Origin of the sequence: Psychrobacillus sp. FSL W7-1493, assembly GCF_038004905.1 — a bacterium.
GTDB lineage: Bacteria > Bacillota > Bacilli > Bacillales_A > Planococcaceae > Psychrobacillus.
On record NZ_JBBOSB010000001.1, the window covers coordinates 2,005,471 to 2,030,894 of the forward strand.

Below are 25,424 nucleotides of genomic sequence, written 5' to 3' on the forward strand. Positions count from 1 at the left end.
ACTTATTTTTTAGTAAATAACCCTCTATTATCGTTGTTTGGAGCGGAGGGGCGACTCCTGGGGAATAAGCTAACGAAGCGACGAGAAGATTGAAGTCGTGCCCTCGGAAAGCAGCGGGAACGGAAAACAACCATGCTTTATTTTGAGGTAACTTTTATTTTAGTGAACATATCACGATTTAATAGGAATAGCTGTCACTTTTACTGTACTGTTCATAAGCTAAATACCCAGCTAATAAGCCCAATCCCGGTCCCCATGTAATAGCTGATAGAAGCGAAACTGTGGTAAACATGTTTAAAACGATGGCAAATACTAATCCAATCATCATTCCAAGTGGTATCAAACTATCCAGCAAATTTTGACTACTTTTTGTTTTCTTTTTTCCAAGTGTGCCGTTTTCATACTTATATTTCATTCTAAGAATAACAAACACTGCAATTCCACCTACTATTATAATAGGTAGTAAAATACGCGCCATGTCCAAAATGTAGTTCATACTTTATCTCCCTCCTTATAATTTTCTTATTATTCTAATTTTAACATAATTAGTTATGCTTCTCTAATCACGAACCTTAAGCTAAATGTTTTATTCAAAAATTCTACTAGTAATTTTTACTAGCGTCCTATAATTTAAGAGGATTTCTATCTTATTTATAGAATTACTGTATTAGGCTAATAATAGGTGAAGGTCGTAACCATATTTCATTAGAATATTTATATTATAACGAGAATAGAGGCAATTACATGGTTGAAATTAACAAGGCAACAAATTTAACAAAGCTTTCTGCATTTCTTGAAACACTCAACAATCAAGCAAAGTATCATATCGGCTATTGTGGACAAGACGCGGAGGAAATAAAATATACAATACTTCATGAGTTTTCTGATTTGGATTTAGAGCACTCCTTTGCTGTAGCCTCTGAGCAAGAGACAATTAAAGGAGCTCTCGGCTTTGACATAGATGAGGAAGAGAGAACCATTGAGGTATGGGGACCATTTGTTTTAGAGTCAGAGCAATATAAGGAAATAGCAGATGCCATGTGGAAACACTTGGTTTCAAAGCTGCCTTTTGAAATTAAAACCTTCGAATTCTTTGTCGGTAAGGAAAACTTTCGTACAAGAGAATATATTCGTGAAACTGGCGGAGTGGAAACCGGTCAGCATTTGATCCTAACAGTAAAAAAAGAGAACTTTTGTTCAAAAAGTACAGAAGTGGTTGAATACGACCATTCTTTTAAAGAATCATTTGAAGCCCTTCACACTGTTACGTTTCCAGAGACCTACTATAATAGTTCAGAAATTTTAAGTAGGTTGGACAAACATAATAGACTAATGGTGGTAGGAGACGGAAATAAAAAAATAAAAGGTTATGTTTATGTAGAGGCAGGGCCTAGTTTTAACGATGGGACAATAGAGTATATAGCAGTTTCTACTGAATATCAGAAACAAGGAGTAGGGACCCAGCTTCTGCAAGCTTCCTTACAATACTTATTTTCCTACGAAAGTATTACGGAAATTACTTTAAGCGTTAGTTCTGGTAACGACGAAGCGTTAGGTCTTTATAAGTCATGTGGTTTTGATTTAAAAAGTGAGCTAGTCGCCTATAGGAAGTGATCTTGGGACTTAATAAAGTAAATAAATTTAACTTCCTAATTATGAACATATATTAAAGGGGAATAACAAATGGAATTATACCATTATGTAGGATACCAGCAAGATAGTAATGAATACATCAATCCAGAGCAAGCATTGAAACATGGTTTAAATATTTCTACAAAAACAGGTTCCTATACAAACGGAGGACGCTTGTTTTCTAAAGTAACAGAAAAATATAGACCACTACGTGCACCGACATGGATTGATTTTGGTCAAGCAATAGGAGCAGAATTTACGGAACCTTCCAAGCCTTATTTCAAGTTTCCTATTTTCACTAACAAAATCCTCATTTTTAATAGAGAAATCTCTAGTGATTTGTTTGCTTACATAGAGGACGATTATATGAAAGAAGAAACAGGGGGAGGTTATTTTACTAAGGGGCTCCCTTCTAAGGAAACCTTAGTAAAACAATACTGGGAAAGCATGATCAGTATCGAGGATTATTTAGCAAATAGGCCATATGAAAATGCAGAAATCCTAATTTTTATGACAGTTCCACCGGAAATACTTGAGTTTATTGAATAGGTAACTTACATATATATTCAATATGAAAGAAATAAATCTTTGTAGGGGCACTAGCTTTGGTTAGTGCCTTTGCTATTTAAACTAATTTTAGGAAGGGTGCTAATTATGGAGTTTCACAAAATACATTTCCTCCAAAACTACTCGTCTTTCCAACTAATAGAGGAAGGTTACTCAGAGGACGAGAAATGGTGTGTAGATCAAAAATATTTACTTCGTTTATCCAGTAATACAGATCTTCAACAATTAAAAAATCAAGCCGAGCTCACAAATAAAGTACATAAATTAGACCACCATATCCCATGTGTCTATGAGGTTGGGGTTTTAGAGGATAGAAGTTACGTAATTTTAGATTACATAAAAGGCGAAAATGGAGAAATGAAACTTCCTACTCTATCAAAAAAGGTTCAATATCAAGTAGGTATACAGGTTGGAGAAACACTCCGTAAAATGCATAGTATCACAGCTCCACCTAATACTCCTTGTTGGGAGGAAGTATGGACAAAGCGTATTATAAAATTGACACCTCAATTTCTACCTATAGTAGAGGCAAATCCTGATTATAACTGCATACTTCCTTTTATAGACAGTCAAATTCACCTGTTAAAAGGAAGACCAAGCTGTATTCAGCATTATGACTTTCACACTGGTAATATTTTAATAGATGACGAAAAATTTAGTGGTTTAATCGATATGCAAAAAATAAGATATGCAGACCCGATCAATGAATTTTATAAACTTGAATACTTTAATGTACAGGTTAGTAAATTTTACTCAAAGGGAGTTATAGATGGATATCATTACCAAGAAGAAATACCGCATAGCTTTTGGGAATTACACCGCTTTTATGCTGCAGTACATCTTCTTTCTGCAGAAGTATGGGGTCACCAAGTTGCTATTAAACAAAAAGAAAAGTTTCAAACATTTACTCGTTTTACATTAGACCAATTTAATAATTTCGAGCTTTTAATGCCTAAATGGTATACCGATCAATAACTAAATAAGACTGCTCCTGTCATTTAAATATCGAATGGGAATTTTGCTAGTGCCTGACCATATAATAAGCAACTATTCTTCTATTAAATATAAAAATGTCTAGTATTTTTTCATTTACTCATCTACAATTGGCACTAGGTACTAATTGTAGATGACAAGGTGGTTAATATGTATAAGTTTGTATTAGGTATTGCTAAAATTATTGTAAGATCTTTTGGTAAAGTAGAGGTATTGCACCAGGATCGTTTGCCAAAAGAAGAGGGCTATATTGTCACATGCACTCATAGAGGGTGGCTGGAAATAGTTATATTAGGAATTGCAGTTCCAAGACCAATTCATTTTATGGCAAAAAAAGAGCTTTTTCACAATCGAGTAATTGGTTTTCTATTACGTAAAATCAATGCATTTCCAGTGGATCGTGACAATCCTTCTCCGAGTACTATTAAAATTCCAGTTAAGTTATTAAAAAGCAAGGAAGTAGTAGGAATCTTCCCAAGTGGAACACGTAATTCTGAAGGAGCTCCATTAAAAAGAGGGGCAGTGACAATTGCAAACCTATCTAAAACTCCAATTATTCCAGCTTATTATGAGGGACCTCGTACTTTAAAGGAATTAAAGCAAATGAAAAAAGCTACCATCATATTTGGGGAACCCATTTTTATACAAGTAAAAAATAAAGATGAATTTGCCTTATATACGGAGCTGTTAAATGACCAGACACGATTATTGTCAGAAAAATTTCAAAAAACTAAACATCCATAAATAATCAGACCTAAGACTTAGTAAACAAAAGCCTTAGGTCTATTTTAGGTCATTCCTACATTTACTATAATTTAGGAAAGGTATAAAAAGGTGGTGAGTTCGTGAAAAACAATAAAAAGAAGTTAATTATTTGTACAATTTTTTCCGCAATTTTATTTAGTAGCCTCTTAGTTGTGACTTCTTTATCTCCAATGGCTGATATTGGTGAAAACTCAAATAAGTTTGGAACAACGGGCATGTGGCTAGGTTTAGCATTCTTGTTAGTTTGCTATCTAGTGCCCTTACTTTTATATTCCGTCGGTATTTCTTTTATGAAATATATTATGGCTGTTGCATGTGCATTAGGTGCAATTAGCATATTCTTTTTAATCATTGCATTTGTGATTATTGGTGCGATCTATTCGATAGGAATACAGCTATTTATAGCAATAGGAATTAGTATTTTATTACTGATCGTAAACAGTTTTTGGATGTACCTTGCTTTTATTCCAAAGCCAATAACGCAGAGCGATTACGCTTAATTGATATTTGTTTCAAAATACAGCCCCTTTGACATAGAAGGGATGGAGGGAAAGTATATGAATTTAAAAAGGATAGTCTACGTTTGTATAACCATTTTATTGGTTGGAGTTGTTATTAATATTGCCTTTAATGTAAGAGGATTTTATCAAGTAGTTGCTGCTAAGGTAACAACCATAACTGAGCAGTTTGATCATGTGGAAGTCACTTCTGATAATGCATCTATTAGTGTATTACCTACGTCTAGTTCGGATGCGTCAGTTGAATATTCATCCAAACAAAACAGAAAAAATCTTTCGGTAAAAGTGAAGGACAATACTCTATTAGTAGAGCTAAAGCAAAAATGGTGGAATAATTTTCGATTTGAAATAAACACGAGTAGTAATAAGCTAATCATTTTTTTACCTGAAAAAGAATATGAAGAAATAATAGTGTCTACATCGAATGGCAGTGTGGAAGGGAAGGAGATTAAGGCAAATCAACTTATATTTGAATCTGATAATGGCTCAGTAGAATTAGAAGACATTATTGGCAAAGATGTCTATGCCGAAACGAATAACGGTAAAGTTTTCATGAAAAATGTCGAAGGAAAAATCGAGGCAGATTCAGACAATGGATCCATCACGTTGGATACAAAAACACTAGATCAGCATATTAGCCTAAGCACGGATAATGGTAGCATTGAAGTGAACTCTGATCAGGAGCCTGCAAACGCAACCATTACAGCAAGCAATGATTTCGGTGGTATTAATATTTACGGATCCTCTGATAAAACCATCACATATGGCAAAGGCAAGTATCAAATTGAGCTGGATACGGATTTAGGCAGTATATCTGTTAAATAAATTTTTATAGAAGATATAATACGAGTGAGAATGGACTTTTATAGTTCATTCTTTTTTAATGGGTAAGGTTTTGATCAAACCTACTAGAGTATAAAAACCTTGCACAGACGTAAATAAATCTTGCGGAGACGAAAGAGAATCTTGCAGAGATGGGTAACAACCTTGCAAAGTACAAGCAAGAAGCGCTTCACATCAAATAATTTCTTGCAAATCAATAGTTGTATGTACTTACCAGAAAGGGTCATAATATTTGATTATATCCAACGTATTGATAGTTGAGCTTTAGCTTTAAAACTTCCTCAATTTTCACCTTGATAATAGACTACTTCAATCAATGATTATTCATCTATACGAACTGCCATCTTCCTGCTTACTGTTTGCATTCCAAGACTTTCGTAAAAGGAAATGGCTCCATTATTGAATTCCCACACGTTCAGTTCCAATGTAGTGGCTTCATGGCTTTTTGCCCAATCCAGGCATGCATGGAATATTTTTTTGCCAATACCCTTTCTGTTATGCTTGCTTGCCACTCCAAAGTCATTGATATATGCAAATTTTCTTGGGGTTAATGAGTCGAACAGAGGAACATCTTTAACCTCTAATACCGCAAACCCAACTACCTCATTAGCAAGCCTCGCTATTAATATTTCACTGGATGGATTTGTTAACAACGAATGGAAGTATTCGTGCGGCATTACTTGGTCGACCTGTCTAAAAATATTTGGTAAGGCAAGGGAATGTTCGTCATGCCCTTCTTTAACTAATAAATTAATCGAATTAAAATCATCTAAAGTTGCACATTCTATTAATATTTCCATTCTATGTCTCCTACTTATACTATATATTTTAATTTATTTTACTAGAGTGCTATGTTTTTGCAACTCTAAAATTCAAATTTTCTTACTTTATAAAATAAACAAGGAATATAATAGAGAAAACTAGTTTTTCAAGTATAGGTCAAATAACAATAAAGGATGAAGGCAAAATGAAGTATCCAGCAGCATTTGTAGATAAAATAACAGGAGCTTTCCAAGAAGAAGGAAAGCAATGGCTCAATCGATTACATCTAGTAATAGAAGAATATAAAGAAAAATGGGAGTTGTCGATAGAGGAACCAGTAGACAACTTGTCTTATAACTATGTAATAAACGTAACTCAGCAAGATGGAACACAAGCAATTCTCAAAATAGGAGTTCCTAACTGGGATTTTTCTAATGAAATTAACACGCTTATTACATATAACGGAACAGGATGTGTAAAATTACTTCGATTTGATTACAAGGATGGGATTATGTTACTCGAAAAACTATCCCCAGGCAATATGCTTTCTGATTTGCCGGAGGAAGAGGCAATCGAGACATATGTTGAGGTATGGAGCAAACTACCAAGAACAGTAAATCCAACATACTCAATGACAGAAATCATTACATGGTTCTCAGGTTTTGACCGTTTTTTGAGGAGTGAGTATGCAGACAAGTATCCTTTGAAGGAATTTGTATTAGAAGCCAAATCTTTTGTTAGCGACTTTATAAACAACAAAGATAAGATATTTCTTTTGCATGGAGATTTGCATCATGAAAACATCCTATTTTCCGACTCACATGGTTGGACAGCTATAGATCCAAAAGGAGTGATAGGTCATCTATATTTTGACTTTACTTCCTTTATGGTCAATCATCTTCCGAAAAATCAGGATGTGAAACAAGTAATACACAACAGAATAAATAAAATTTCTGCTTTATTACATTTAGATAAACAAAAACTAATTAAAGCTAGTTTTATAATGGGAACTTTGAGTGCTTGCTGGGCAATCGAAGATAAGGATCCGAACTGGGAGATATCTTACATAAGCACTCAACATTTTCGTAGCTTCCTAGTTGAGTAAGTTATTTAGCTTGGTTATGTTAAAAGCTCGGGTTCATTTTTAGGGAAGTGGTTTTGTTTGTTAAATGTTACACTTAAACTAACTCAGCAGGTTAGTTGAACAAGGATTTTCTGTTCATATTGAAGAAATAGGTTGTATTAGTACAAATGAAAAGTGGGTTTTGATGATGATAAAGGAAATGGATATTCGATGTCATTTTTATGGTGAGAAATTTTCTCCTAAAGTGGTTGAAAAACAAAGTGGGATTAGATTAGAAAATAAAATAGAAGTTGGTGATATTACAAAGAGGGGAGGAAACAAAGGTAAACCATCGGATTACGGCAATGGTGAACTATGTCCTCCAAAGGAATTCAAAGGTAAAGAAGATTTTGGTCTTTATTGGATTGCTTTAACCTTATCAAAACATATTGATATTTTACGTGAATGTGGTGCAGATAATATCGATTTAGTTATTGGTGTTTGGTTTGAAGAACAATGCAATCTTGCATTTGAACCAGAAGCAATAAAATTAATTGGTGAACTAGGTATTGCTTTACAGGTAAGTTGTTATGAAGATTACTAAGTCTTGTTTTATTCAACTAACGGGCGCTACTTCAAGAAAGAGGGGGAGTGAGAATGGTGGAACAATTCAACATAAATGGACAGATAGTTAACGTAGACGTTCAGAAAACAAAAGCTTTGTATGAAAAACTTCCACTAATTTCTGATAAAGAGCATTGTGGATGCCCTGAATGCATTTATTATACAAAGGTAATCACTCACACATCTCCAGCAATTAAACTGTTTTTTAAACAGTTTGGCATCGACCCAAGAAAAGAAGCAGAAGTATGGAGAGCTTGTGAAAATGACAATGGAACATATTATTATATAGCAGATTATCATTTTATCGGTGAGATTCAAGATGTCCCAGAATTAGACTGGATTAATGTTGAGGAAGCCTCCTTTGGTTTGACAAATCGTGTAGGGGAATTGCCTTCACCGATGATTCCGGAAACATTTACATCCCCCATTATTGAATTGATCGCAAAATTTAATCTACGTTCTGGTATTTAGTGATTGAACTAAAGCAGTTTAGTCGAAGAAGAAATTCTTTTTTAAGGAGGGTTTTCATTGCTTATGAGTATCACTATTGAGAAATGAGATTGGTTTATATGACTATAAGTATTTAGATAATTATTGGAATGAACCAAATAGATATCCATTCTTTATTAAAGTTAATAGTAAATATGCTGGATTTGCTTTAATAAGAAAGATTACGAATGGTAGCAACAATGATGTTTATATTTCGATAGCTGAATTCTTTGTTATGAAAAAGTATAGAAAAATGGGTGTAGGGAGAATAGCTGCTATAAATTTATTTGAAAAATATAAAGAAACGTGGGAATTATCTGTCATAAAAGAAAACAATGATGCTCAAATATTTTGGAAAAAAGTAATCTGTAAATATTCAAATGGTAATTATATAGAAAACAAAAATGAAGATGGAGACACTATATTTCTATTCAAAATTACTGAATAGTATCTTCAACTAATAGGTAGCTTTACTTCAAGAAGGGGTGCGAAATGAAAAAAACACTATTACTTTTAATATTTCTGTTATTATCAGTAGTTTTAATCGCGTGTAACAATGATAACCAGGAGTCTCAAAAGAAGGAAGAGCCTAGGCAAGTATCTCAAGAGAGTACTAAAAAAATACAGACTGAAAAAAATACTGTTGAAAATAAAGAAAATTCCCTTCCAGCTTTTAAGGCTCTTGTCACCCCTGAAATTACCCTTTTGTCTGCTGAGGGAAACGTGCAATATCTGTTTGATTCCTCGTATGGAGAAGTATGTTGGAATAATTGTGATGAATTCATTCATTTCAATTACCCTAATATCCATAGCGGAGACGTTGAAGTTGGTAATCGACTTCAAATTGATTGGAGTTCGTTAAAACCACAACCAACAGAAATTCATTTAATACACGTTAATAATAGCGATGAAGATGACTCAAAAGAACTGAGTAGAAAACAAAAGTCTCCTGAAAATGCACCGTTAACAATTACAGTTGATGAAGAAATGATTGGAAATCAATATGCTTTCGAATTCATATGGAAAGATGGAGAAATGGTTGAGGGAAGAAGTATTTTGAATTTTAAACTTGAGTAGTGGATTTACCAAAAGTTCTTCTTGCACTAAGGTACTTTAGTAAAAAACAATATCAAAGTAAAATGAGCCAGGAGAAAACTTTCTAGCTCATTTTTTAATTAACTTCTATTCATAAATAGAAATTTCTTATCAGCTAAGGATGAATGAGAAAGGGTTCCACAAATGGATCTTGTGCCGGAGCACATCAACTCCTTAGAAAGCATATAAATGTCATAATACTCTATTTATTTAGCGTAAAAATTAGTAAATAGATTCTGAAATCCACTTTTTGGAATATACTCGTTTACAAGGTTCTTATAAAGGGAAGCGTCTAAATAAATATAGAAAAGGGGTGTACCAATGAATGCCGCTACACAATATAACGGTTTAGTATTATTAAATGGTTATCTTCAAAGACTATATGTTTTTAAAAAAACAAAAGGTATTCTGAATAATGGTGCTTTTAATGTTGAAAAAATAGATATCATTACTCAACAATTAAAAAAAGTACTAGAAATAGCAGAAGTTTTTAATAGTAAAAAAAGTTTAGATGAGCCTAACAAGAATAGCTTGTTAGAAATCGCCCATATAGCAGAAGAATTATGTGAGGAATATAAAAATGAAATGATAAAAAGTAACTCGTTTAAGGAAGAACTTGCAGTGACTGCATCAGCAATTTATGCCGAAGAGCATATAAATAATGGAATTATACAAATGGGGGAGTTATTTAATCCAGAAGTAAAAGATCGTTTCATGCAACATATTTTGTATTACAGAGATAGAGTAGCTTTAGTTAATTTCGTAGTTCAAAAAGAATCAGAAGGAGAAGAGATCTTGCAGAAAGATAAGGAGCAAATAGTTACTTGGTATAACCAAACTATACAAAACGCGCAATATATTTCAAAGGATTTTGAGTCTATAAAGGAATATCTACAACTTTCAACTTAGTTTTTCTGAATTTCCAATAAGAGAACAGTTAGGGGTTACTATACGGAAATAATAATTTAAAACGCTCTCAGAGCTAATCTCAAGCGCCCTAATAGATAGCAACTTTTCCAATTAAAGTAATGTAAAACTATAAATTTTAAAAAGGTTCCCAAATTCATATTTGGGAACCTTATTTTGTGATAAAATGGATGTTATGAGGTGAGCGAAATGCAACAAGAAATTCCGAGATTATTAAAGGATTTTTTAGTATATTTGACAACTATTAAAGGGAAATCTCCTCGAACTAGAAAAGAGTACGAATATGATATCAGTCTGTTCTTACGTTTTATAAAATCTATGGACGAGGACATTCCAGCAAACAAAATAGAAGAAGTAAATATAAAAGATATTAAAATAGATCGAATAAGAGAAGTCACATTAGAAGATCTTTATATGTTTATTGAATTTTGTGAGGTACAGAGAAATAATAGTGCAGCAACTAGAGCGAGAAAGGTTGCAACACTGAAATCTTTTTTCAAATATTTAAAGGGGAAACGAAAATTATTGGAGGATAATCCTGCAGATGAGTTGGAAAGCCCTAAAATCGGGAAAAAGTCTCCTATTTACATGAATCAGGTAGAGGCAGAACAATTTATAGCAGGTATAAAGCGGAACAATCATTACTATAGAAACTACTGCATGATTATGCTGTTTTTGAATTTAGGACTTCGTGTCTCTGAGTTATGTAGCTTAGATCTTAATTCGATACATGATCGAACCCTTCGAATCGTCGGTAAAGGTAACAAGGAACGTACGGTATACTTAAATAACGCCTGTATAAATTCTATTCAAATGTATTTTGAGAAGGAAAGACCAACTATACAAAGGGCAAAAGACAATAATGCTTTATTTTTATCTCAAAAAGGAACACGTCTAACAAGACAAACCGTTGCTAAAATAGTGAAGCAGATCAACGTAAACTCTGGACTTAAAAATGATAAAATAACTCCACATAAGCTACGGCATTCAGCTGCAACTATTATGTACAAGCATGGAGCAGACATAAGAAGTCTACAGCATATTTTAGGTCATACGAGCGTTTCCACGACTCAAATCTATACGCATGTGGAAGACAAAGAAATACAACAAGTTTTAGAGAGCAATCCATTCAATCAAATCAATTAGGTTTACATAATATTATTATGTAAACCTAATTGATTCACAAATTGAAGTGGTCGACTCGATCTTTAACTTAAATAAGTTTGATGGGGATACATTAATCTGGTGTAGAGTATAGTTCGGAAAACGGGTAAGTAATTATAATCTGAGAATTAATATATAGAACAATCCATCTGACCGCTCTGTAATAAAAGTACCGAGAAACATTTTTTCCATATAATTGAGTTAATTTATAAATAACAGAACACCAATGAAACACGAACGATTATTAATAGTTATTGTAGTGAAAAATAGGACTGAGGTAGGGAGGATTGAAACTGATAAGATACTAAAATCCTGCTAAATTGTTATAGAGGCCACTTCAATATCATCCCCAAAAACCCTCTTTCCTCAGCATAAATAAAACTTACTTCTTCCATAAATACATACAAATATTATTATAATCTTTTTATTGTTCGTGTTTTTATAATGGTTATAGAGAGAAGATGATTTCCGTATTGTACAGAAATCATCTTTTTAATGTCCTTAATCTGTGGCTATACAAAATGAAGAAACAGAGCAAATTATTTTAGATTGAAATAATAATATTATGTAAACTAATATTTCCGCTTATTTTAGAGATAGCATAAGTCATTTTGCCATGAACGAATATACTACAACAGGAATATTGAAAAAATGAGGGGAAAAAGTGAAAATACGAGACATATATAATCGTTTACTAAAGGGCGAGAAGTTCAAAAACGTTAGTGATATAAAGCTAAACCAATTACCCGTAAAGCATCCAGCAGACTTGGTTGGACCATCGCCAATTATGCAGGAAATGGCTGAAAAGCACTCGAAGCATTTCAAAGAAAAAAATAGAAAGTACCCACTTTAAAATAGTGGGTACTAACTGTTGTTTTGAAAATAAGTAATTCTCTTCACTAATGGCTCTGTCTTTTTTACATGGATTGGTTTAACTAGGTCTCCCGTAATTGCTACCGTCTTAACATGTTTGTTGCTTTTTTTGGATGCATTGAATCCACTTAGCTTTTTTGCTGCCCGACTCCTCACATCTTCCGTGCAAATAGGAACCTTTTCACTTAGCATACTCAACACTCCTTAAGAAATAAATATTTATTGGTTTTCCATTTGTTCCGAGTTAGTTAAAGCTACCATGTACTCGATGTTTTCAATATTTTTTGCAATAGTTTTATGAAGCAGCTCAAAGAGATATTTGTCAATAATATCAAATGAATAGGTGAAGCTTTCAATCACGGTTATAAATTCTAGGTCATCATACGTGAAATGATAAACTAAATAATTTTTCTTCCATATATTTAACTCATCTGTCTTATTAAACACGACAGCCTCGCCGGTTTCCTTCGATTCCTCTATTAAATCGGTCAGCTTTTCTGGGGTATCTCTTGTATAGACCTGAAAAGAGAACGCTCCATGGATTGGATAATTTTTGTATCCGATTTGTGTTTCCTCTAAAAAGTACTCCAAGACCTCTTTGAAATCGATTGCTGATCTGAACAAAAATTCTAATGTCCTACCTGAGGCATCGTCTCCTGTAAAATATGCCATGAGCTTTGCCTTTGTTCCACTAATTTCCACAGTTTCAATAGCCGCCTGCTCAATATTGTCCACTTCAAATTCTAAATTCATAAACTTAAACCTTTTCAATCTCTTAAAGGCAACTGGAATCAACAGAAAAAGCAGAAACCATATAAAAAGCAAAAAGATGCCTCTAAATATGACCTGATGAAAATTAGATTGCACAAAGGGTTTTATAATAATCGAAAAAGCAGTCTCTTGGACCACTTGTTCAGCTTCTATTTCTTTAATCTGAACATTTTGAAGGAAAAATGCCTTGGGGTTCTCTTGCCATGTAGAAATTCCAATAAGCAGAGAGGAGGTGGCCATCCATGCTACAATGATTAATATCCCAATAGTATAAATGTAAGGGATTATCATATTTATCCATTGGAATAGAGTGCGTCTTTCTTGGATTGGGAATCTCATCTAAGGACTACACCTCCATACATATATAAATCATGTTTTGTATATTTGTCTATCAATTGATTGTATGTGACAGAGCCCAAATTATGACCAAATCCTCTTTATCGTACGTAAGGTTGCTCCAAAAAATGATAGTAACGCTAGAATAATAGAAGGAATGCTGAAAAACATTGTTTCAATAATCCAATGAAAATAGGATTTTAACAGAATGAAAAGGTCGAATTCCAAAACGAATGGAATCCGACCTTTTTGCTGTGCATTAATAGTTAATGGAAAATCCTCATAATATACTTAATTCACGTTAGCTTTGATTTAATAATGACGTAACCATTTCCTCCAAGAGTAACCGTACTACCCTCGACAGACATTGGATCACTATACATCAACACCTGCTCACTAGCTATGTCCAACTCCAATGACTGCTCGTATTGTTCTGGGTTAAATAACACAACAATAGAATACTTTTCATTGAACTTTTCATAACCAAAAATCCCGTTATCAGTGGTAGGAAGGATAAACCTAACTGAGCCTTCGTTGGCAAGCAGCCTTTCTTGCTTACGGATACTAATAAGTTCTTTAATATGGTTTTTTAAATCAAGATTATGTGTCGACTCATCCCAATCCATACATTTTCTACACCCCGGGTCCTGACCACCAGTTAAGCCAATCTCATCTCCGTAGTAAATACATGGCGTGCCCATGAAAGTTAGTAGAAGGGTAAATATTTGCTTTACTTTACCTATATTATCGTCGCATTCTGTTAATAATCTAGCAGTGTCATGGCTACCAACTAAATTAAATGTATAGTCAAAAACATTTTTAGGATAGTTATAGTAAACCCTTGTTATATTTTCTACAAATTGTGTAGAATTAATGCTTTCATTTACTAAAAGATTAAATAGGTTTGTTTTGAACGGATAGTTCATTACTGCATCGAACTGATCTCCACGAAGCCACGGCATAGAGTCATGCCAAATTTCACCTAAAATATATACTTCAGGCTTAATTGCTTTAACAGTTTCCCTAAACTCACGCCAGAATTTATGGTCCACTTCATTTGCCACATCTAATCTCCAGCCATCGATGTCATATTCCTCTATCCAATATGCACCTACATCCATTAAATATTTTTTCACTTCCGGATTGGCAGTATTTAGCTTCGGCATAGACTCGACAAAACCAAATGCCTCATAGTTCGGTCTTTCACCACCCCGGACAGGATAACTATGAATATGGAACCAATCCTTATAACGTGAACTTTCCCCATTAACTAAAACATCTTGGAATGGTGGGAAGTAATAGCCACTATGATTAAAAACAGCGTCTAACATCACTTTAATGCCACGCTCATGACACTCTTTTACAAGTCGCTTCAACGATTCTTTGTCTCCAAACTGTGGGTCTATTTCCAAATAATCAATTGTATCATATTTATGGTTGGAGCTTGCCTTGAACACAGGAGTGAAGTAAATACCGTTTACACCTAAATCACTCAAATAGTCTAAATGCTGAATGACGCCAGCGAAATCCCCACCAAAGAAATTGTTTATAGCGGGTGGCTCGCTGCCCCAGGCCTTAGCCGTTGGAGGATCTATAGAAGGATCACCGTTAGCAAAGCGCTCCGGGAAAATTTGATACCAAATTGTGTCCTTTACCCAGGCTGGAGCGTCAAAAAGGTCTGTATTGTGCAAATAAGGAAAACAAAAATAGTAATCTGAATCTTTAGGGGGATTAGCATAAAACCCTTTTTCAGTATAAATTACTTCTTCGTCACTAGAAATTAACTTAAATCCATATCGAATTCTATTTGTTTCTGAGAAAATCTTAATCTCCCAATAATCATGTACTCCGTCTGTGCCAGCTAAGTACATCCTTTCCATTTCATACTTCCATTCACCATCTGACCATATGTATGGGTCTCCATGAATTAGTAAAACCTCTTGAAGGTCATTTGCTTTCGTTTTTAATCGTATGTGTAACGTTTTGTTATCGAGTAAATAAGCTAAGTTATCTACTGGTCTATGAAATACAGCGGACTTTTCCATTTGATTTCTCCTTTTTAGAAGTGAGTACTTTACACTTCAAAATTATTAAATAAAATATTTTTTAAAAATATTAAAAAAAGTATTGTGCAAACTTACTTTAAATGTATAATAAAACCATAAGTTGTGCAATCGCTTTCATAACATTTTATTGAAACATTATGATTCTATTTTTCTTAATATACTAGAAATAACAAGAATAAGTAGCTTAGCATGTTCATAATTTAATTTTATGTGAGCGTTTTCATTTATTTATTTGTGCAAACGGTTGTACAACTTTAAGAAATAGAGATAAACAATTGGGAGGGTTAAAAGAAATGAAAAAAACACTATCATTCTTATCGATTCTAGTTTTATTGATGGCTTTGTTAGCAGCATGTGGACCAGATCGAGAAACAAGCACAGGATCATCTAATACAGGTGATAAGGAAAGTGGCAATACGGATGAACCAGCTAAGCCTGAAAAACTTGTTGTATGGGAAGATACAGATAAATCTGTAGCCTTAAAACCTGCAATTGAGTCTTTTGAAAAGGAATATGGAATTAAAGTAGAATTTAAAGAATTAGGTATGGCAGATAAAATGCGCGACCAGCTTCGTATGGATGGTCCATCAGGAACTGGTGCCGACGTTGTTACTTTGCCGCATGACCAAATTGGTCAAGTAGTTACAGAAGGTCTTCTTCAAGAAATTGAAGTAAGTGACGAAGTACTATCTACATTCAGTGAATCTTCTGTGAACGCACAAAAATATGATGGAAAACTTTATGGTCTTCCAAAAGCAACGGAAACACCTGTATTTATTTATAACAAAGCTCTAATGACAGAAGCACCAGAAACGATGGATGACGTTTATGAGTTTTCAAAAGGCTTTACAGACGGCAAGCAATTTGGATTTATCGCAACTTGGGATGACTTCTATTTTGCACATGGTGTAATTGCTGGAATGGGCGGATACGTTTTTAAAGAAAATGATGGAGCTCTAGATAGAGACGATATTGGTTTAAATAACGAGGGAGCAGTTGAAGGAGCTTCTTATATCCAAAAATGGTATTCAGAAGGTCTTTTCCCTAAAGGGATTATTGGGGAAAGCGGTGGTTCTACAAGAGATGGACTATTTAACGAAGGAAAAATTGCTTCCGTTATGAATGGTCCTTGGTCTTTCCAAAGCATGAAGGATGCTGGAATTGACATCGGTATTTCTGCAATGCCTAAGCTTCCTAACGGTGAACCTATGAAAACGTTCATGGGAGTTAAAGGATGGCATGTAACTGCATTCACTGAACACAAATATTGGTCTACAAAATTAGTAGAGTGGTTAACAAATGAAGAAAATGCAAAAATTCGCTTTGAAACAACACAAGAAATACCTCCAGTTAAAACATTAATCGACGATCCGATTATTGCAGACAACGAAGGGGCAAAAGCAGTAGCACTTCAATCTCAATATGCAGTACCAATGCCGAACATTCCAGAAATGGCAGAGGTATGGGGTCCTGCAGCATCAGCACTACAAACTATAGCAACAGGAAAAGCTCAACCACAAGCAGCAATGGACGATGCAGTTAAAAACATCAAAACAAATATTGAAACAAATCACCCTAACTGATGATTTAAATTGCAAAGGCATGTTTCCTATCATGGGAACATGGCTTTGCTTATATATAATATAATTTTGAAAAGAAATTCTCCTTTCAAAGGAAAGAGGGAGGCCGCTTTAGCGATGGACAATAATGTCACAAACAAACATAGAAAAACTGCTGGGCTATTATCGATTATTCCAGGTATGGGCCAGCTTTATAATAAACAGTATGTTAAAGGAATCATTTTCTTAGTTTTAACAGTAGCTTTTTTCGGTAGTTTTTATCAAACCCTTAACTGGGGCTTTTGGGGACTAATTACGCTTGGTGAAATTCCTGGTTTAGATCATTCCGTGTTCCTTTTAGTTGATGGAGTTATTGCTTTACTCGTAGCAGCAATCGGTTTAGGTATATATGCTTTTAATATTTATGATGCGTATAACAATGGAAAAAAAAGAGATGAAGGCTTCGAGTTAAATAGCGTAAGAGAGCAGTACCATAACTTATTAGATAATGGTTTTCCATATTTAATGATTTCCCCTGGATTTTTACTGTTAATCTTTGTAGTTATTTTCCCAATCTTTTTCGTTATCCTTCTTTCATTTACAAACTATGACCTGTACCATACACCACCTGCAAAGCTAGTGGACTGGGTTGGTATACAAAACTATATAGACATTTTTAAATTAGAATTATGGCGCTCTACATTCTTCAGTGTGCTAGGATGGACGATTGTTTGGACTTTTGGAGCAACAACACTCCAGGTCGCGGTTGGTATATTCCTTGCAGTTGTCATTAATCAAAAAGATTTAAAAGGTAAAGCAGTCTTCCGTACAATTTTAATACTTCCTTGGGCAGTTCCAGCATTTATATCTATCTTAATATTTTCTGGTATGTTCAATGAATCTTTCGGGGTTATTAACGATGGAATATTAAGCTTTCTTGGTATAGACCCTGTCCCGTGGATGACTTCTGAAATGTGGACCCGTATTGCATTAATAGGAATACAATCCTGGCTTGGATTCCCGTTTGTTTTTGCAATGACTACGGGTGTTCTTCAATCGATTCCTGATGAACTATATGAGGCAGCTAACGTAGATGGAGCGTCTATTTGGCAAAAGTTCCGTAGTATTACTTTGCCGATGGTACTATACGCAACTGCTCCTATCATAATCACGCAATATACGTTCAACTTTAACAACTTCAATGTTATTTTCTTATTCAACGGTGGTGGTCCTGCATTACCTGGGCAAAATGCCGGAGGAACAGATATTTTAATCTCTTGGATTTACAAGCTAACGATGACTTCTGCTCAATATGGTAAAGCTGCAGCAATTACGATGCTTTTATCATTAGTTGTGGTGGCCGTAGCTTTATGGCAGTTCAAACGTACAAATTCATTCAAAGAGGAGGATATGATGTGATATGAATACGAAAACAGAGAAAATTATTAGACTGACGCTTTCGTACTTTATTCTCTTAGTAGCTGCTCTAGTCGTTATCTATCCGCTTCTTTGGGTAATTGGGTCATCACTAAATCCAGGTCAGAGTCTTTCCGGGTCTACTATGTTTCCCGAAAACCCGACTTTTAAGCATTACCTAGAGTTGTTTGATATGGAAAACTCTAATTATGTTTTATGGTATATCAACTCAATGAAGATTAGCTTGATCACGATGGCTTTATCGGTCATCAGTGTATCACTAACTGCATATGCCTTCTCACGTTATCGCTTTGTCGGACGCAAAAATGGCCTACTAACGTTTTTAGTACTACAAATGATTCCTAACTTTGCAGCGCTAATTGCAATCTTTGTTTTAGCACAAAGAACTGGTCTATTAGACACTCATTTAGGGTTAATTTTAATCTATACAGGCGGCCAAATACCGATGAATACGTGGCTAATGAAGGGGTATCTCGATACTATTCCAAAAGAGCTTGATGAATCTGCAAGGATGGACGGTGCTGGACACCTTCGAATTTTTTGGCAGATCATTATGCCGTTAGCAAAGCCAATTATTTCAGTAGTTGCTTTGTTTTCTTTTATCGCACCTTTCGGAGACTTTATATTGGCTCGCGTAATGCTTCGCTCAGAGGAAAAATTTACGATGGGCGTGGGGCTGTATGAGCTAGTATCTAAGCAATTTGGGAATGAGTTCACCACTTTTGCTGCGGGCTCCGTATTAATCGCAATTCCGATAACTATTTTGTTCTTAGCGTTCCAAAAGTATTTTGTTTCCGGACTAACTGCTGGGGGAACAAAGGGATAATAATGTTCAAAGAAACTATCGGGGGTGTATGACTATAAAAAGGGGTAGACATTTACTTTTCATTCTTATACTTTTAGTTAGCGTCCAGCCACTTTCAGTCTTTGCCAGTGGAGAGCGTACGCTGCAGGATGAGATTATATATATGATCATGGTCGATCGTTTTAATAATGGTGATCCGTCCAATGATAAGGATGCTAACCCTGATGACCCTTATGCTTATCATGGTGGCGATTTTAAAGGAATTACGGATAAGCTAGGTTATATAGAAGAAATGGGTTTCACTGCTATATGGCTGACCCCTATCTTTGAAAATATGCCAAAAGGGTACCATGGCTATTGGACAAAGGATTACTATAAAACAAATGAATATTTCGGAACAATGGATGAATTTAAGACCCTTGTAGATGAAGCACATAAAAGAGATATAAAAATTATCTTAGATTTTGTTGTCAATCATGTGGGGCCAAATCATGAATGGCTAAGTGACCCTTCTAAGGAAGACTGGTTTCATCCCCAACAACCCATAACTAATTGGAATGACCAGCAGGAAGTAGAAAATGGCTGGCTATATGATTTACCAGACTTAGACCAAAGCAATCCAGAGGTAGCTGCCTATTTAATAGATGCAGCGAAATGGTGGATAGAAGAAACAGATATAGATGGTTTCCGTTTAGATACAGTCAAACATGTATCGAAGGATTACTGGAAAGAATTCGCTTCTGCTGTAAAGGCTGAAAAGGAAGACTTATATTTGATAGGGGAAGTGTGGCATGACAATCCAAATGTCGTTGCCAGCTATGAGGAAACAGGTATAGATGGTTTTTTTGACTTTTCCCAAAATGGTAGTCTGCGCACTGCTTTCGAGAGATCAAATCAATCACTTGGCTGGCTGTTCTCAAACGCTGAAAGAAACGAGAAGGTTTTTGATCGGTCCCACTTGCTTGGACAGTTTGTCGATAACCACGATATGACAAGATTTAGTCATCTGGTGATCACTCAAAAAGAAAATCCTTTGACTCAACTTAAGCAAAGTCTCACCTTTCTATATACCGCTCCTGGTGTGCCTATCATTTATTATGGTACGGAGATGGCGATGGATGGTGGTAATGACCCGGATAATCGTCGTATGCTGGATTTTAATACAGAAAACAATGTAGTTGACTACATATCAAAGCTTGGAGCAATAAGAAAAGAGCATCCATCTTTAACTAATGGTGAGATGGAACTATTGCATGAAGAAGAAGGCACCGCAGTTTATGCTAGAAAATCAGATGGAGAGAAGATCGTTGTTGCCATAAATAACACGTCGAGTGATCAGACCATTGTGCTTAAGGATAAACTTGAAAATGGGAAACGGTTAGTTAGCCAGCTCTCTGACACTATCGTTAAGTCGAATGGGAATGAATACTCGATTAAATTAGAGAGTGGTCAAGCAGAAATCTTCGAGCTAACTGAGAAGCCAGGACCTAACTGGTTATTTATAGTTCTTTCATCTGCAGTAATTGTGTCATTCATCATTATTCTTATACTAGGAATTAAAGAAGTGAACAAACGGTCTAGATTGTAAGGACTGAAAGAAGCTTTAAAAAGAAAGTCTAAAAGTTATGGGATAGATGTACACAACTCATAACGAAGGGAGTATTTTTTATATGAATAGAAATTGGTGGAAAGAAGCGGTCAGCTATCAGGTTTATCCTAGAAGCTTTATGGATAGCAATGGCGATGGCATCGGAGATCTGCGTGGAATAATAACAAAGCTTGATTACTTAAAAGATTTAGGAATAGATGTTATTTGGGTATCTCCATTTTTTAAATCCCCAAATGCGGATAATGGCTACGATATTAGCGATTATCAAGGGATTTCAGAGCAATTTGGAGATATGAAGGATTTTGATGAATTACTAACAGAAACACATGCACGAGGTATGAAGCTTATTTTGGACCTTGTCATCAACCATACGAGTGATGAGCATCCATGGTTTGTAGAGTCTCGGTCCTCTAAAGATAACCCAAAGAGAGACTGGTATATTTGGCGTGATGGCAAAGGGACAGAGCCACCAAACAATTGGGAAAGCATTTTTTCCGGGAGTGCATGGGAATATGATACGGCAACCGAACAATATTACATGCACCTTTTTGCGATCAAACAACCAGATTTAAATTGGGAAAACGAAGATGTAAGATCGGAATTATATAAGATGGTTAATTGGTGGCTGGATAAGGGGATTGATGGTTTCCGTGTAGATGCTATCAGTCATATTAAAAAACGAGAAGGCTTTCCAGACATGCCAAATCCGGATGGACAGCAGTTTGTTTCCTCTTTTGATATGCATACTAACCAACCAGGTATCCAAACATTCCTAAGTGAGCTAAAGGAAGAAACGTTCTCTAAATATGACATCATGACGGTCGGTGAAGCTAATGGCGTAGGTGTTGAAGAGGCAGATGATTGGGTTGGTGAGTTAAACGGAAAGTTTAGTATGATTTTCCAATTTGAACATTTAGGGCTTTGGAACAAGGATGCCAATAAGTCTGTAGACGTCATTGGTTTAAAAAAGACGCTAACAAAATGGCAAAAGGGACTCCATGAAAGAGGCTGGAATGCGCTATTTTTAGAAAATCATGATCAAACAAGAAGTGTATCTAGCTGGGGAAATGACCAGGAATATTGGAATGAAAGTGCTAAGATGCTTGGGGCATGCTATTTCCTTATGCAAGGTACGCCATTCATCTATCAGGGGCAAGAAATTGGTATGACAAATGTTCAACTACCTTCCATCGATGATTACGATGATATTGGTATGCGTAACTTCTATGAGATAGAAATAGCAAAGGGTCGTCCACATCTTGAAGTGATGGAAACTATTTGGACTAGTGGAAGAGATAATTCACGAACTCCAATGCAGTGGAATAGCACAGATAATGCTGGGTTTACTACTGGAACGCCTTGGATGAAAGTTAATCCGAACTACTCCTCCATTAATGTAGAGGCTCAATTAAAGGACGAACATTCTATTTACCACTTTTTTAAAAGCATGATTAAGCTTCGTAAGGAACATGAAGTGTTTGTTTATGGGGCATATGATCTTCTTTTAGAAACTGATCCAGATGTATATGTCTATACAAGATACTTAGACAATGTATTAGCGGTTATTCTATGCAATTTCCGTAACAAGACAGTAGAACTGGATCTTCATGAGGTGGAGCAGAAGGATTATCGCCTCGTGCTAAGTAATTTTGAGGGGGCACCTGATACATTAACCGGAATGGCTACTTTAAAGCCCTATGAGACAAGAGTATATCTGTCTAAATAATAGGTTTAACTCTATATAGACTAGTTAATAACTTTCCTTATCTATATAATGATATTCTAAAGAATATTGAAGAAAACAGAAAAAGAGTGGTGAATTCCTTTGGCAGTTACGATTAAAGATGTAGCAAAATTAGCAGATGTAGCTCCCTCGACGGTCTCTCGGGTAATTGCCAATAATCCCCGCATTAGTGACAAAACTAAGAAGCGTGTAAGAGAGGCAATGGAGCAGCTAGGTTATCATCCTAATTTTATTGCTCGAAGTCTAGCAAATCAATCCACGAAAGTAATTGGCCTGGTATTACCGCCTTCTTCAGGTGCTTTCTTTCAAAATCCTTTCTTTGCAGAGGTTATGCACGGACTAAGTGATGGTGTGCATGAAAAACATTATGCCCTCCAAATGACTACTGGAACGACAGAAGAAGAACTATTTGATGGAGTAGTACAGATGGTCCAAGGCGGCAGAGTGGATGGAATTATACTTCTTTACTCTCGTGTGAATGATGAGATTTTAAGTTATTTAAGAACACGCCATTTCCCGTTTGTGATGATCGGTAAGCCTTTTGAGCATGTAGAAAAAATAACTCATGTAGACAATGACAACTTTCTAGCAGCCAAAGAGGCGACTGAGTATCTTATAGGACTTGGACATAAGCATATTGGTTTCATTGGAGGTAGTCCAAGCCTAACTGTTACATTGGACCGACTCCAAGGTTATAAGAATGCTTTGAGCGAGGAAGATCTGCCATTACTAGAGGACTACATCATTCATTCTGAATACTTCTTGAGAGAAGGTGGCCAGCAAGCAGTCAACAAACTATTCTCAGCAAGTGTTTCTCCAACTGCTTTAATCGTAACGGATGATTTAATGGCACTAGGTGTAGTTAACACGCTTACAGAAATGGCAATCGACATTCCAAACCAGGTCTCAATCATAAGCTTCAACAATGCGTTGTTTGCAGAAATGTCTCGACCACCGTTGACATCCATTAATATCAATATTGTGGAGTTAGGTTATCAGGCAGCCAGAAGCTTAATTCAAATATTGGAGAATGAGAACGAACCTGTGAAGCGCATTATCATTCCACATCAGCTTGTGGTTCGTAACTCTTGTGCAATCTCACAAAAAGCAATTATAAAAGATAGTACAGTTTAAGTTAAACTAAATGATGGTTATCCATGAGATATTGGGTAACCATTTTTTTATTATAATTTTATTATGTAAACTAAAAACTATTTCTATTATTCTAAAAATATTTTATACTCTTTATAAGGAGGGATATATTATGTTTACATATGCAATTGATGACAAAATTACACTAAAAATGCTAGATTTACGAGACTCCGAACAATTGTTCTCTTTAACTGTTGGGTCTAAGAATTCCTTAAGAGAATGGCTACCGTTTATTGATTATACAAAAACGGTTGCTGATACGGAGAACTTCATCCAATCGACGATGAAGCAGTTCAGTGAAAATAATGGAATCCAAGCTGGTATATGGTATGAAGGCCATCTTGCAGGTGTTATTGGTTTCCATAAAATAGACTGGAGCAACAAATCTACAAGCATCGGGTATTGGTTAGGTGATGACTTTGTGGGCAATGGCCTAATGACTAAGTCAGTCAAAGCGTTTGTGGATTATGCTTTAATCGAATTAGGATTGAATCGAGTAGAAATCCGGGCTGCGGTAGAGAACAAGAAAAGCAGAGCAATTCCTGAAAGGCTTGGTTTTACACATGAAGGAACTATTCGTCAATCGGAATGGCTATACGATCATTATGTGGATCATGAGGTCTACGGTATGCTAGCAAGTGACTGGAAGAAATAGATTGAACAAGCGCCGAGCAGTTTAATACCTGCCAGGCATTTTTATATTCAAATATTTAGTAACAAACACTGGACTCGTTTATAGATAAAAATGTTTAGTAAATCATACGATAGTAGAAGAACATGAAGAAGGGACAGGTCTTATGATTGCTTACATATCTACGCTCAGTCCGGTATTGCAGGCATTGTTAGCAACTATATTTACTTGGGGCATGACAGCATTAGGTGCAGCTCTTGTTTTCACTACAAAAACAGTAAATCAAAAGTTGATGGATGGCATGCTTGGCTCGGCTGGAGGAATCATGATAGCGGCAAGCTTTTGGTCGCTTCTTGCTCCTGCCATTGAAATGTCAAAGGAAGGGGCATTCCCAGCCTGGTTTCCAGCAGCCACCGGATTTTTACTAGGTGGATTCTTCTTATGGCTCGCCGATAAAATAATTCCACATATGCATCCTTCCTCTAACTCGAACCAAACAGAAGGGATAAAGCCTAAAGGCAAAAGAAGAAGTACGTTGCTTGTGTTTGCGATCACCCTTCATAATATCCCAGAGGGTCTTGCTGTAGGCGTTGCTTTTGGAGCAGTAGCAGCAGGACTAGATACATCTTCTTTAACTGCAGCCTTAGCATTAGCAATAGGCATTGGTATTCAGAATCTACCAGAGGGTGCAGCAGTATCATTGCCCTTGAGAAGAGATGGCATGTCTCGTAGAAAGAGCTTCTTTTATGGGCAATTCTCCGGAATGGTGGAACCGATAGCTGCAGTAGTCGGTGTCCTTGCTGTATCCTTTATGTCACCTATTTTACCTTTTGCACTTGCGTTCGCAGCAGGAGCTATGATTTTTGTTGTGGTGGAGGAGGTAATTCCCGGCTCCCAGGAGTATGGAAACGGTGATTTAGCAACGGTATGCCTAATGATTGGTTTCACAATTATGATGATTCTGGATGTTGCATTTGGATAGATTTATGAGCTAGCAAA

27 protein-coding genes are annotated in these 25,424 nt (G+C 35.6%); 22 read left to right on the plus strand and 5 right to left on the minus strand.

Annotation, left to right across the window (positions count from 1 at the left end):
• Positions 1-178: 178 nt before the first annotated feature.
• Positions 179-496 (minus strand): hypothetical protein, encoded by a 318-nt coding sequence (locus MKX96_RS10175; RefSeq protein ID WP_340883465.1) that lies wholly within the window; start codon positions 494-496, stop codon positions 179-181.
• A gap of 248 nt (positions 497-744) precedes the next feature.
• Here MKX96_RS10175 and MKX96_RS10180 point away from each other — a divergent pair, with 248 nt between their 5' ends.
• The 6 genes from MKX96_RS10180 (at position 745) to MKX96_RS10205 (ending at position 5,300) form a co-directional block, all read left to right on the plus strand.
• Positions 745-1,614, plus strand: a complete 870-nt coding sequence (locus MKX96_RS10180) for a GNAT family N-acetyltransferase (protein ID WP_340883466.1) — start codon at positions 745-747, stop codon at positions 1,612-1,614.
• A gap of 69 nt (positions 1,615-1,683) precedes the next feature.
• Positions 1,684-2,181: a hypothetical protein gene (locus tag MKX96_RS10185; protein ID WP_340883468.1), complete on the plus strand. Its 498-nt coding sequence runs from the start codon at positions 1,684-1,686 to the stop codon at positions 2,179-2,181.
• A gap of 105 nt (positions 2,182-2,286) precedes the next feature.
• Positions 2,287-3,174, plus strand: coding sequence for an aminoglycoside phosphotransferase family protein (locus tag MKX96_RS10190; RefSeq protein WP_340883470.1), 888 nt, complete (start codon positions 2,287-2,289; stop codon positions 3,172-3,174).
• 168 nt (positions 3,175-3,342) lie between these two features.
• Positions 3,343-3,936, plus strand: coding sequence for a lysophospholipid acyltransferase family protein (locus MKX96_RS10195; RefSeq protein ID WP_340883471.1), 594 nt, complete (start codon positions 3,343-3,345; stop codon positions 3,934-3,936).
• Positions 3,937-4,037: 101 nt separating this feature from the next.
• Positions 4,038-4,457, plus strand: coding sequence for a DUF5391 family protein (locus tag MKX96_RS10200; RefSeq protein ID WP_340883472.1), 420 nt, complete (start codon positions 4,038-4,040; stop codon positions 4,455-4,457).
• Positions 4,458-4,514: 57 nt separating this feature from the next.
• Positions 4,515-5,300, plus strand: a complete 786-nt coding sequence (locus MKX96_RS10205) for a DUF4097 family beta strand repeat-containing protein (RefSeq protein ID WP_340883474.1) — start codon at positions 4,515-4,517, stop codon at positions 5,298-5,300.
• A gap of 338 nt (positions 5,301-5,638) precedes the next feature.
• Here the strand turns inward: MKX96_RS10205 and MKX96_RS10210 are convergent, their stop codons facing one another.
• The gene (locus MKX96_RS10210; RefSeq protein WP_340883477.1) at positions 5,639-6,118 is read right to left on the minus strand and encodes a GNAT family N-acetyltransferase; all 480 of its coding nucleotides are present in this window, start codon (positions 6,116-6,118) and stop codon (positions 5,639-5,641) included.
• 167 nt (positions 6,119-6,285) lie between these two features.
• Here MKX96_RS10210 and MKX96_RS10215 point away from each other — a divergent pair, with 167 nt between their 5' ends.
• From MKX96_RS10215 to MKX96_RS10250, 8 genes are all read left to right on the plus strand, one after another.
• Entirely contained in the window at positions 6,286-7,185 is a 900-nt protein-coding gene (locus MKX96_RS10215) for an aminoglycoside phosphotransferase family protein (protein WP_340883478.1), read from the plus strand.
• 163 nt (positions 7,186-7,348) lie between these two features.
• Positions 7,349-7,747, plus strand: a complete 399-nt coding sequence (locus MKX96_RS10220; protein ID WP_340883480.1) for a hypothetical protein — start codon at positions 7,349-7,351, stop codon at positions 7,745-7,747.
• 53 nt (positions 7,748-7,800) lie between these two features.
• Positions 7,801-8,238, plus strand: coding sequence for a hypothetical protein (locus MKX96_RS10225; RefSeq protein ID WP_340883482.1), 438 nt, complete (start codon positions 7,801-7,803; stop codon positions 8,236-8,238).
• A 76-nt stretch (positions 8,239-8,314) separates the two neighbouring features.
• Positions 8,315-8,704, plus strand: a complete 390-nt coding sequence (locus MKX96_RS10230; RefSeq protein WP_340883484.1) for a GNAT family N-acetyltransferase — start codon at positions 8,315-8,317, stop codon at positions 8,702-8,704.
• A gap of 44 nt (positions 8,705-8,748) precedes the next feature.
• The gene (locus MKX96_RS10235) at positions 8,749-9,333 is read left to right on the plus strand and encodes a hypothetical protein (protein WP_340883485.1); all 585 of its coding nucleotides are present in this window, start codon (positions 8,749-8,751) and stop codon (positions 9,331-9,333) included.
• Positions 9,334-9,672: 339 nt separating this feature from the next.
• A complete protein-coding gene (locus MKX96_RS10240; protein WP_340883487.1) occupies positions 9,673-10,260 on the plus strand; it encodes a hypothetical protein in 588 nt (195 codons plus the stop codon).
• A 207-nt stretch (positions 10,261-10,467) separates the two neighbouring features.
• Positions 10,468-11,424 (plus strand): tyrosine recombinase XerC, encoded by a 957-nt coding sequence (locus MKX96_RS10245; protein WP_340883488.1) that lies wholly within the window; start codon positions 10,468-10,470, stop codon positions 11,422-11,424.
• 682 nt (positions 11,425-12,106) lie between these two features.
• A complete protein-coding gene (locus tag MKX96_RS10250; protein ID WP_169359133.1) occupies positions 12,107-12,295 on the plus strand; it encodes a hypothetical protein in 189 nt (62 codons plus the stop codon).
• Positions 12,296-12,306: 11 nt separating this feature from the next.
• Here MKX96_RS10250 and MKX96_RS10255 read toward each other — a convergent pair whose 3' ends face one another.
• From MKX96_RS10255 to MKX96_RS10265, 3 genes are all read right to left on the minus strand, one after another.
• Positions 12,307-12,507 (minus strand): hypothetical protein, encoded by a 201-nt coding sequence (locus tag MKX96_RS10255; protein ID WP_169359134.1) that lies wholly within the window; start codon positions 12,505-12,507, stop codon positions 12,307-12,309.
• A 27-nt stretch (positions 12,508-12,534) separates the two neighbouring features.
• Positions 12,535-13,425, minus strand: coding sequence for a hypothetical protein (locus tag MKX96_RS10260; protein ID WP_340883490.1), 891 nt, complete (start codon positions 13,423-13,425; stop codon positions 12,535-12,537).
• A gap of 293 nt (positions 13,426-13,718) precedes the next feature.
• Positions 13,719-15,467, minus strand: coding sequence for a glycoside hydrolase family 13 protein (locus tag MKX96_RS10265; protein WP_340883491.1), 1,749 nt, complete (start codon positions 15,465-15,467; stop codon positions 13,719-13,721).
• Between the two features lie 314 nt (positions 15,468-15,781).
• Here MKX96_RS10265 and MKX96_RS10270 point away from each other — a divergent pair, with 314 nt between their 5' ends.
• The 8 genes from MKX96_RS10270 to MKX96_RS10305 all read left to right on the plus strand — a co-directional run bounded on the left by MKX96_RS10270 (position 15,782) and on the right by MKX96_RS10305 (position 25,407).
• A complete protein-coding gene (locus tag MKX96_RS10270) occupies positions 15,782-17,071 on the plus strand; it encodes an extracellular solute-binding protein (RefSeq protein WP_340883492.1) in 1,290 nt (429 codons plus the stop codon).
• Positions 17,072-17,185: 114 nt separating this feature from the next.
• Entirely contained in the window at positions 17,186-18,466 is a 1,281-nt protein-coding gene (locus tag MKX96_RS10275; protein WP_340883493.1) for a carbohydrate ABC transporter permease, read from the plus strand.
• Between the two features lies 1 nt (position 18,467).
• Complete coding sequence (locus MKX96_RS10280) at positions 18,468-19,310, plus strand: sugar ABC transporter permease (protein ID WP_169359139.1); 843 nt, start codon at positions 18,468-18,470, stop codon at positions 19,308-19,310.
• 28 nt (positions 19,311-19,338) lie between these two features.
• Complete coding sequence (locus tag MKX96_RS10285) at positions 19,339-20,877, plus strand: alpha-amylase family glycosyl hydrolase (protein WP_340883494.1); 1,539 nt, start codon at positions 19,339-19,341, stop codon at positions 20,875-20,877.
• 82 nt (positions 20,878-20,959) lie between these two features.
• Complete coding sequence (locus tag MKX96_RS10290; RefSeq protein WP_340883495.1) at positions 20,960-22,624, plus strand: glycoside hydrolase family 13 protein; 1,665 nt, start codon at positions 20,960-20,962, stop codon at positions 22,622-22,624.
• 99 nt (positions 22,625-22,723) lie between these two features.
• On the plus strand, positions 22,724-23,776 hold the full coding sequence (locus MKX96_RS10295) for a LacI family DNA-binding transcriptional regulator (RefSeq protein WP_298467474.1): 1,053 nt from the start codon (positions 22,724-22,726) through the stop codon (positions 23,774-23,776).
• Between the two features lie 130 nt (positions 23,777-23,906).
• Positions 23,907-24,449: a GNAT family N-acetyltransferase gene (locus MKX96_RS10300; RefSeq protein ID WP_340883497.1), complete on the plus strand. Its 543-nt coding sequence runs from the start codon at positions 23,907-23,909 to the stop codon at positions 24,447-24,449.
• Positions 24,450-24,591: 142 nt separating this feature from the next.
• Positions 24,592-25,407: a ZIP family metal transporter gene (locus tag MKX96_RS10305; RefSeq protein ID WP_340883498.1), complete on the plus strand. Its 816-nt coding sequence runs from the start codon at positions 24,592-24,594 to the stop codon at positions 25,405-25,407.
• Positions 25,408-25,424: the final 17 nt, after the last annotated feature.

Coding starts and splice junctions, on each gene's coding strand:
- MKX96_RS10175 (WP_340883465.1), bottom strand. CDS start 496: ATGAACTACATTTTGGACATGGCGCGTATTTTACTACCTATTATAATA.
- MKX96_RS10180 (WP_340883466.1), top strand. CDS start 745: ATGGTTGAAATTAACAAGGCAACAAATTTAACAAAGCTTTCTGCATTT.
- MKX96_RS10185 (WP_340883468.1), top strand. CDS start 1,684: ATGGAATTATACCATTATGTAGGATACCAGCAAGATAGTAATGAATAC.
- MKX96_RS10190 (WP_340883470.1), top strand. CDS start 2,287: ATGGAGTTTCACAAAATACATTTCCTCCAAAACTACTCGTCTTTCCAA.
- MKX96_RS10195 (WP_340883471.1), top strand. CDS start 3,343: ATGTATAAGTTTGTATTAGGTATTGCTAAAATTATTGTAAGATCTTTT.
- MKX96_RS10205 (WP_340883474.1), top strand. CDS start 4,515: ATGAATTTAAAAAGGATAGTCTACGTTTGTATAACCATTTTATTGGTT.
- MKX96_RS10210 (WP_340883477.1), bottom strand. CDS start 6,118: ATGGAAATATTAATAGAATGTGCAACTTTAGATGATTTTAATTCGATT.
- MKX96_RS10215 (WP_340883478.1), top strand. CDS start 6,286: ATGAAGTATCCAGCAGCATTTGTAGATAAAATAACAGGAGCTTTCCAA.
- MKX96_RS10220 (WP_340883480.1), top strand. CDS start 7,349: ATGATGATAAAGGAAATGGATATTCGATGTCATTTTTATGGTGAGAAA.
- MKX96_RS10225 (WP_340883482.1), top strand. CDS start 7,801: ATGGTGGAACAATTCAACATAAATGGACAGATAGTTAACGTAGACGTT.
- MKX96_RS10235 (WP_340883485.1), top strand. CDS start 8,749: ATGAAAAAAACACTATTACTTTTAATATTTCTGTTATTATCAGTAGTT.
- MKX96_RS10240 (WP_340883487.1), top strand. CDS start 9,673: ATGAATGCCGCTACACAATATAACGGTTTAGTATTATTAAATGGTTAT.
- MKX96_RS10245 (WP_340883488.1), top strand. CDS start 10,468: ATGCAACAAGAAATTCCGAGATTATTAAAGGATTTTTTAGTATATTTG.
- MKX96_RS10255 (WP_169359134.1), bottom strand. CDS start 12,507: ATGCTAAGTGAAAAGGTTCCTATTTGCACGGAAGATGTGAGGAGTCGG.
- MKX96_RS10260 (WP_340883490.1), bottom strand. CDS start 13,425: ATGAGATTCCCAATCCAAGAAAGACGCACTCTATTCCAATGGATAAAT.
- MKX96_RS10265 (WP_340883491.1), bottom strand. CDS start 15,467: ATGGAAAAGTCCGCTGTATTTCATAGACCAGTAGATAACTTAGCTTAT.
- MKX96_RS10270 (WP_340883492.1), top strand. CDS start 15,782: ATGAAAAAAACACTATCATTCTTATCGATTCTAGTTTTATTGATGGCT.
- MKX96_RS10275 (WP_340883493.1), top strand. CDS start 17,186: ATGGACAATAATGTCACAAACAAACATAGAAAAACTGCTGGGCTATTA.
- MKX96_RS10280 (WP_169359139.1), top strand. CDS start 18,468: ATGAATACGAAAACAGAGAAAATTATTAGACTGACGCTTTCGTACTTT.
- MKX96_RS10285 (WP_340883494.1), top strand. CDS start 19,339: ATGACTATAAAAAGGGGTAGACATTTACTTTTCATTCTTATACTTTTA.
- MKX96_RS10290 (WP_340883495.1), top strand. CDS start 20,960: ATGAATAGAAATTGGTGGAAAGAAGCGGTCAGCTATCAGGTTTATCCT.
- MKX96_RS10300 (WP_340883497.1), top strand. CDS start 23,907: ATGTTTACATATGCAATTGATGACAAAATTACACTAAAAATGCTAGAT.
- MKX96_RS10305 (WP_340883498.1), top strand. CDS start 24,592: ATGATTGCTTACATATCTACGCTCAGTCCGGTATTGCAGGCATTGTTA.